5 protein-coding genes and 1 pseudogene are annotated in these 8,056 nt (G+C 69.8%); all 6 read left to right on the top strand.

Features of this window, described 5'->3' with window-relative positions:
- The coding region (locus INE98_RS03520; RefSeq protein ID WP_293536622.1) for a hydantoinase B/oxoprolinase family protein at positions 1–3,157 on the top strand (3,157 nt) is incomplete at its 5' end.
- Positions 3,158–3,583: 426 nt separating this feature from the next.
- On the top strand, positions 3,584–4,600 hold the full coding sequence (locus INE98_RS03515; RefSeq protein ID WP_293536620.1) for a saccharopine dehydrogenase NADP-binding domain-containing protein: 1,017 nt from the start codon (positions 3,584–3,586) through the stop codon (positions 4,598–4,600).
- A complete protein-coding gene (locus tag INE98_RS03510; RefSeq protein ID WP_293536618.1) occupies positions 4,591–6,177 on the top strand; it encodes a hypothetical protein in 1,587 nt (528 codons plus the stop codon). Before INE98_RS03515 ends, INE98_RS03510 begins: the two co-directional genes overlap by 10 nt.
- Positions 6,174–6,566: a hypothetical protein gene (locus INE98_RS03505; protein WP_293536617.1), complete on the top strand. Its 393-nt coding sequence runs from the start codon at positions 6,174–6,176 to the stop codon at positions 6,564–6,566. The genes INE98_RS03510 and INE98_RS03505 overlap by 4 nt, the downstream gene beginning before the upstream one ends.
- A gap of 327 nt (positions 6,567–6,893) precedes the next feature.
- Positions 6,894–7,763: a hypothetical protein gene (locus INE98_RS03500; RefSeq protein ID WP_293536615.1), complete on the top strand. Its 870-nt coding sequence runs from the start codon at positions 6,894–6,896 to the stop codon at positions 7,761–7,763.
- Between the two features lie 52 nt (positions 7,764–7,815).
- Positions 7,816–8,056 (top strand): annotated as a pseudogene (locus tag INE98_RS03495) (DsbA family protein); the annotation flags it as partial.

Raw genomic sequence — 8,056 nt, 5'->3', positions numbered from 1 at the left:
GCCGGGCTATGAGGCCGTCGCCGTGGCCTTCCTCCACTCCGACCTCAACCCGGTCCACGAGCAGCTGGCCGGGCGGCTGGCGCGGGAGGCCGGCGTCCCCTTTGTCGCCCTGTCGCACGAGGTCTCGCCCCTGCCCCGCTTCCTGCCCCGGGCCGAGACGACGGTGGCTGACGCCTGCCTCACCCCCGTTCTGGGCGCCTATGTGGACCGGGTCCAGGCGGCGGTGGGCGGGGCGCCCCTCTGGTTCATGACCTCAGCCGGAGGCCTCGTCCGCGCCGAAGCCTTCCGCGGGCGGGACGCCGTGCTCTCCGGGCCCGCCGGGGGCGTCTCCGGCGTCGCCGCCGTGGCCCGGGCGGCGGGGGCGAAGGCGGTCCTCGGCTTCGACATGGGCGGCACCTCCACCGATGTCTGCCGCTTCGCCGGCGTCCTGGAGCGGCGAGAGACCGCCCTGGTGGCCGGGGTGCGGCTGCGGGCGCCCATGGTCGACGTCGAGACCGTGGCGGCGGGCGGCGGCTCCATCCTCCACTTCGACGGTGACCGGGCGCGGGCGGGGCCGGCCAGCGCCGGGGCAGACCCCGGGCCAGCGGCCTATGGGCGCGGCGGGCCGGCGACGGTGACGGACGCCAACCTGGTGCTCGGCCGGCTGGACCCGGCGCGCTTCCCGGCCGTGTTCGGGCCCAGGGGCGACGCCCCCCTTAACGCCGTGGCCGCGCGGGCGGCGCTCGCGGACCTGGCCGCCCGGATGGGTCTGGCCGGGCCGGAGGCGGCGGCCGAAGGCTTCCTGGCGGTGGCCGTCGAACAGACCGCCCAGGCCGTGCGGCGTATCTCGACGGAGAGGGGCTTCGACCCCCGGGACCATGCCCTCGTCGCCTTCGGAGGCGCGGCCGGCCAGGTCGCGTGCGACGTGGCCGAGGCCCTGGGAATCCGTGAGGTCCTCTGTCCGGGGCGGGGCAGCGTCCTGTCAGCCTGGGGCATGGGCCAGGCCCGGCCCACCGTCCTTCGCCAGGCGGGCCTGGAGGCGGCCCTCGACGAGGCGGGACTGGCGGCCGCCAAAACGCTCGCGGGCCAGCTCCGCGCCGAGGCCCTAGGCGGCCTCCTCGTCCAGGGAGTCGCTGGCGGCGTGGCGGAGGTCCGGCTCGGTCTTCGCTACGACGGCGCCGACGCCGTCCTGGCGGTCGCGCCGGGTCCGCAGGCTGAAGTCCGGCAGGCCTTCGAGGCGGCTCACCGGCGACTCTTCGGCTTCGTCGAGCCGGACCGAACCCTGCTGATCGCCCGGGTCGAGGTGGAGGCGGTCGAGCCCGTGGGCGGGCCCTCCCCCCTGCAGACGCGCGCCGGCGACGCCGCGCCGAAGTCCGCCGTGACGCCGACCGTCATGCAGATGACCTGCCGATCGGTCGCCGTTCAGGCTCCGGTCGTGGAGGCCAGGGGCCTCGCCGGAATCGAGGGTCCGGCCCTCATCGTGCGCGACGACACCCAGATCGCCGTCCTGCCCGGCTGGCGGGCGCAGGGCGAGGCCGACGGCCTGATCCGTCTGGTCCAGGTCGCCGGCGCCGGCGCCCGGACCGTCAGCCTGGACCGCCCGGACCCCGTCACCCTGGAGCTCTTCAACCGCCGCTTCATGGGTGTGGCCGAGGCCATGGGCGCAGCCCTTGAGCGCACGGCGCACTCGGTCAACATCAAGGAAAGGCTCGACTTTTCCTGCGCCCTCTTCGACTCCGACGGCGGGCTGGTGGCCAATGCGCCCCACATGCCGGTGCACCTGGGCTCGATGGGCGCCTCGGTCCGGGCGGTGCGCGATCGGCGCGGGACCCTGCGGCCCGGCGAGGCCTTCGCCCTGAACAATCCCTACGCCGGCGGCACCCACCTGCCCGACATCACCGTGGTCATGCCCGTCTTCACCCGGCCCGAGGCGGAGGGTCCGCCGGACCTCTTCGTCGCCGCCCGGGGCCATCACGCCGACGTCGGCGGCGTCCAGCCCGGCTCCATGCCGCCCTTCTCGCAAACCCTTGAAGAAGAAGGAATTCTTCTCGACGCCCTACCCATCATGAGGAACGGGATTTTCCTTGAGGCAGAGGTTCGGGAGGCCCTTCTGGCCGGGCCCTGGCCCTGCCGGGCGCCGGACCGCAACCTCGCCGACCTGAAGGCCCAGCTCGCGGCCTGCCAGGCGGGCGCCGACACCCTGGCGGGCATGATCCGCGACCATGGCGCCGAGGTCGTCGCCCGCTACATGGTCTTTGTCCAGGACAACGCCGCCAGCGCCGTACGCCGGGCCCTGGACCGGCTGTCGGATGGCGAGGCGAAGGCGCCCATGGACGGGGGGGGCGAGATCGCCGTGCGCCTGACCCTGGACCCCGACCGGCAGGGCGCGGAGATCGATTTTACGTTGTCTTCCGACCAGGCGCCGACGAATTTCAATGCGCCCTCCGCCATCGTCGACGCGGCGGTCCTGTATGTCTTCCGCACCCTGGTGGACGACGACATCCCGCTGAACGCCGGCTGCCTGGAACCCCTTCGGGTGCGCACCCGGCCAGGGTCACTCCTGGCGCCCGCCCCGCCCGCAGCGGTGGTGGCGGGCAATGTCGAGACCAGCCAGCACGTGGTCGACGCCCTCTATTCCGCCCTCGGCGTCATGGCCAACGCCCAGGGCAGCATGAACAACTTCACCTTCGGGGACGCCGACAGGCAGTACTACGAGACCCTGTGCGGCGGCGCCGGGGCCTCGGTGCGCGGGCCGGGCGCCAGCGGCGTCCACACCCACATGACCAATTCGCGGCTGACCGACCCGGAGATCCTCGAACGGCGGTTCCCGGTGCGACTGGAGACCTTCGAGATCCGCAAAGGCTCAGGAGGCGAGGGCGCCTTCCGGGGCGGCGATGGTGTGCGCAGAAGGCTAAGGTTCCTGGCCCCCATGGAGGCGGCCCTCCTGTCCACCCGTCGCACCTGTGCGCCCCAGGGACTGGCCGGCGGCGGCCCCGCCCTTGCCGGCGCCCAGCGCCTGATCCGGGCGGACGGCGCCATCCTTCCCCTTGCAGGCTGTTTCTCGGTGACTGTCGCGGCCGGTGAGGCCATCGAGATCGAAACTCCCGGCGGGGGCGGCTACGGCCCGCCCGCCGCTCCACCCGCGCCCGATTCCGAGGCTCGCCCGACCCCAGCCTAACCCGCGACAGATCGGCTGCTGAGGGCCTCAAGCGGCCCCCGCGGATCCAGGTGTTCCGGCTGCGCCCTGCGTTTGAGAAGGCGCCATGGCACACGAAGGGGGTTTGAACTCCCCGTGTGCACAGTCCTCAAAGATCGATGTTTCTTGAGGCGTGACTGCCAAACGAAACACCAGAAGTCCGAAATCCGTTGGTGGGGCTGGGAGCCCCCTTTTGCTTTGATTGATGTCAATGCCATTCATCCTCGGCGCCTGCAGTCCTCCAATTGCAAGAACTGAGGCGAACCGGCGTCGGCGGATCAGGCTCAAGCTGCGGATCTGGAAGGGCCGTCGGAAGGGGGGCAGGTCGTGAGGCGATGCAGCGAGGGGCCTGTCCGAAGCGGTCCGACCCCAACCGATTGACGCCCAATCCTGGAGTCGAGGGCAACCATGTCGGAAGTCATGATCTACGGCGCAGCGGGATACACCGGCCGGCTTTGCGCCGAAGAATTCGTAAGAGCCGGACTGCAGCCCATCCTGAGCGGGCGCCAGGAGGCGGTGCGCGCGGTGGCTGAGCGCCTGGGCCTCAAGTCGGCCGTTTTCGACCTGAACGACCCGGGCGAGACCGAGCGGCAGCTGAAGGGGGTGCGCCTTCTGCTGAACCTCTCCGGTCAGTTTCTCACAACCCAGAAGCTCCTCATTGAAGCCTGCCTGGCTACAGGCGCCCACTATGTCGACCTTGCGGGTGAGGTGGAGGACACGTCCAACGCGTTTACATTCGACAACCAGGCGCGCCGCGCGAACATCATGATCATGCCAGGCGCCGGCTTCAATGTGGCGCCCTCCGATATCGTGGCGGGGCTCGCGAAGAAGAAACTGCCGGACGCGAATGAACTGGTGATCGCCCTGGCGACCGATGGCGGGGTCTCACGCGGCACCCTCAAGGGGATGCTTTCGCACATCGATCATCCCGGACATCGACGGGTCGGCGGCGTCCTGGTCGCAGCTCGGCCCGCCGAAACCGAACTGGAATTTCAGGTTGCAGGCAGGAGGTTCAGAGCGGTCTACGACCCCTGGCTCGGGGACCTCTTCACCGCCGGGGTTTCGACCGGCATCGCCAACATCTCGACCTACTCTGTCTTTCCCGGGCTCGCAGTGGCGATGATGAAGGGCCGGCTCCTGTGGCTGCGTGATCTCATCCTGAACCACTTGATGCCACTCCTGCCAGAGGGCTCGTCGGCGCGCCAGCTGCGCGACGGCAAGACCTTCGTCGTTGCGATCGCCTCCAACGGGAGGACCCAGGAGCGGGTGGCGCTGATAGGACCGGAAGCCTACCGCTTCACCGCACTCTGCCTACGCGAGATCACGCGCGCGGTGCTGGCGGGGAAGTGGTCTCCGGGCTTCCAGACCCCGGCCCTCTACGGTCGGGAACTGCTTGAGGGAATGGAGGGCGTGAAATGGGACTGAGAACAACCGACGAGACGCCCGGCGGGCAAAGGGTCAATGAGGGGCCCTCGCCTCGGTCGGACTGTCTTTCCACCCGCGAGGGTCGCCTCTACATCGACGAGCTCGACACCGTTGAACTGGCGGCGCGGTTCGGCACGCCGCTGTTTGTGCTGTCCGAGACGCAGCTTCGTCGCAACGTCCGCCGTTTCCGCGCCGCCTTCGCCGCCGAGTGGGAGGGGCCGGTGGACGTCATGCCGGCGTTCAAGGCCAACACCACCCTGGCCAGCCGGCGGGTCCTCACGGACGAGGGCGCCGGCGCCGACGTGTACTCGCCAGGAGAGCTGGAAGGTGTGTTGAGCACCCCGGTGGACCGCGCCCGCGTCTCGGTCAACGGCGGCGGCAAGAGCCGCGACTACCTGGCCCACTGTGTGCACGAAGGGGTACGCATTACGGTCGAGGATGTCGATGAGATCGAACTCATCCAGGCTGTGGCGGCCGAGCAGAATCGCACGGCGAAGATCCGTCTGCGCGTCAAGCCGACTGTACCCAACCTATGGCGACCGACCGACTTCTCACAGCTGACCGTCCCGATCGATCTGGCCATCCAGGTCTACAAGTCCGGCATCCCGCCGGAGTTCCTTGTCGAAATGGGCCGGCGCGCGATCGCCGCACCGAATATCGATATGGTCGGGCTGCACGTGCACCAGGGTCGCCACCACGCCAGTCTTTGGTTCTGGGAAGGCCTGATGTCCCGTTTCGGAAAGCTGGCGGGTGAACTGGTCGCCGCCTGGGACGGCTGGCAGCCCCAGGAAATCGATATCGGCGGCGGTTGGCCGAGCCCTCGGGATCCGCTGAATGAAGAGTTGCCGCGCTCGGAGTTCGTTCTGACCGCCCTCGGCTTTCCGCTGCTTGCGGGCTTACGCGGGCTGGGCGCCCGCCTCTACCACAGGGCCCTGGCCGGACTTGTACCCGTTCTGTCCTCACACCGGTTCCGCGCCACGCCGCCGTCAATCGAGCAGTATGCGGCCGCCTCTGTGCGCACCCTTCGGCGCGAGCTGCAGGCTGCGCGTGTATCGACAGCGGGGGTGCGCCTGCAAATCGAACCCGGCAGATCAATATATGGGGACGCGGGCATCCATCTGGCGCGGGTGAAGACCGTCAAGCGGCAGAGTCAGCCCTTTCCATATGCCTGGGTGCTCACGGACACCACAACCTTCTTTCTCGCGGGCGGGCACTTCGAACGCAGTCGTTTCAGGCATGTTGTCGCAAACAAGGCCGACCGGCCCGTCACCATGACCGCCGATCTTGTCGGACACTCCTGCTTTGCCGACCAGATCGTCCTCGGCGCCCGGCTTCCGGAGGTCGTATCGGGCGACGTGATCGCGCTTCTGGAGACCGGAGCCTATCAGGAATCGAGCGCATCAAACTTCAATGCGCTCCCCCGGCCCGCGACGGTGATGGTCTGCGGCGAACAGGCCGATGTGGTCCGCCGGGCCGAGACCGTTGAGGATGTCTACAGGCGCGATCTGACGCCCTCGCGGATGCACCGGTTCCAAGGCGCGCACAGCGATCCGGTCGCTATGGAAATCCAATCGTGAGCGGCCATTTGGCGAACCTCGTGCTGATTGGGTTGCAGCTGGCGACTGCGCTCGGAATTGTCGTGTTCTGGATCTGGTGGCTTCGTGCCGAGCACGATGAGTCGGGGTGGCCACCGGGCTACAGGCGGCATGAGCAGGCCTTCGTCTTGCCGGACGGAATGCTGGCGATCCTGCTGGTCGCCTCATCCTTGGGGAGTCTCGGCAATGTGGCGCTGGGTTCCCCCCTGGCCCTGGTCGCCGCGGGCATGATGCTCTTCCTCGCCCTGTTTGACCTCGCCTACTTCGCTCAACAGGGAATGTTCGCCGTCGGCCGAGGCGGGGTGGGCAACGCCATTCTGGTCGGCTGGCTTCTCGTCCTTTCGGTGACCATGATCATGCACCACCTGTGATCCTGGCGACCTTCGGGACTGGGGGTGACCCATCACCCCGAGATCATGTTCATGCGAGTCCGAAGCGGGCGTCAGATCGAAACATGATGTCATCTTCTGAAGAAGAGCCCGTCATGCCCGCACCCATCGCGCCGCCCCCGGGGTGAGGCGGCCATCGCCAAGGGCCGCGCCATCTGGCCCACGCCGCCAATACCATCCTGTCCCTCGCGGGCTGTTTCCCGGTGACTGTCGCGGCCGGTGAGGCCATAGAGAACGAGACCCCGGCGGGGACGACTCAGGTCCGCCCGCCGCCACACCCGCGCCGGATTCCGAGGCTAGCCCGAACGCATGATCGCCCTCGCTCTCGCTTTCGTCCTCGCCCTGGCCGCGCAGGAGCCGCCTCCGCCGCCAGCCGACGCCGATGCGCCGGTGACGACCGCCGAGCCGGCGCCCTCGGAAGCGGCGCCGCAACCGGAACCGGCGTTACCGACCGGCGCGCCGCGCGACGACTACGGCCTGGTCGGCTGGTGCCTCGGCGCTCTGGAGGGCTACCTCGCCCAGCACGATCGGGTGATGCCCGACGTGACCCGGATCGAGAAGACCTACCGCCGGCCGGGTTCATCCCTCGAGGAGGACCTCAAGGTCTACGCCGATCAGCAGATTCAGGGGCAGGCTCATCTGAAGAGCTTCACAGCCGCGCTCCAGGCCGCCGAAAAGGCAAGCCTGTCCGCCCTCCGCCCACGGGGTGAGGCGGCCATCGCCAAGGGCCGCGCCATCTGGGCCCCCGCCGCCAACCTGCCTACGCGGAGCGTGGCCCAGCAGTGGATGGGCTGGACCCTTCCCCGGGCCTGTCCCGCCGCGGCCGAGCGACTGACCCGCAACGCCCCCCTGCTCGGGGCCGCCTTCGACCCGGCTGTCGAAATGATCGAACCGCCCGCGCCGGCGCCCGAGGCGCCGCAGACCGCCGGGTCGGTCCCGGGCTTGGAGCCTGAGCCTGCCCCGGCCGTGACGGACGCCGCCGCATCGGCCGGCATCACCGAGGACCCCGTCCCGGAAACCGCGCCCGTAACGGCGCCCGACACCCCGCCCGAGGTCAGTCCAGCCGCCGGGTCGGAGACCGCTCCGCCGCCACCCGCGGACGCCATACCCGAGGCGCCCTTCGAAGCCCCCGGCCCGGACGCACCGCCAGCCCTGCGGGAGTCGCCGGGCGCGCAATAGCCGCCGGCCCGGACCGGGTGTAGTCTGGCCCCGACGTTTCCGGAGCCCCGCCATGACCGCGCCGCACCTGATCTACTTCGCCGATCCCATGTGCTCCTGGTGCTATGGGTTCTCGCCGGTGATGGAGGACATCCGCCGCGCCTTCGGCCGGGCCCTGCCGGTACGGCTGGTGATGGGCGGCCTGCGCCCCGGGACCGAGACCCCCATGACCCCGGAGGCCAGGGACAGCCTGCGCGGCCACTGGACCCACATCACCGAGGCCACAGGCCTGCCCTTCGGCGGCGCCGTGCTGG

This window comes from Phenylobacterium sp., from assembly GCF_020253645.1.
Classification (GTDB): Bacteria; Pseudomonadota; Alphaproteobacteria; order Caulobacterales; family Caulobacteraceae; genus Phenylobacterium.
The sequence above is the reverse complement of the archived record's forward strand: the minus strand, read 5'-3'. Positions and strand labels throughout refer to the sequence as shown.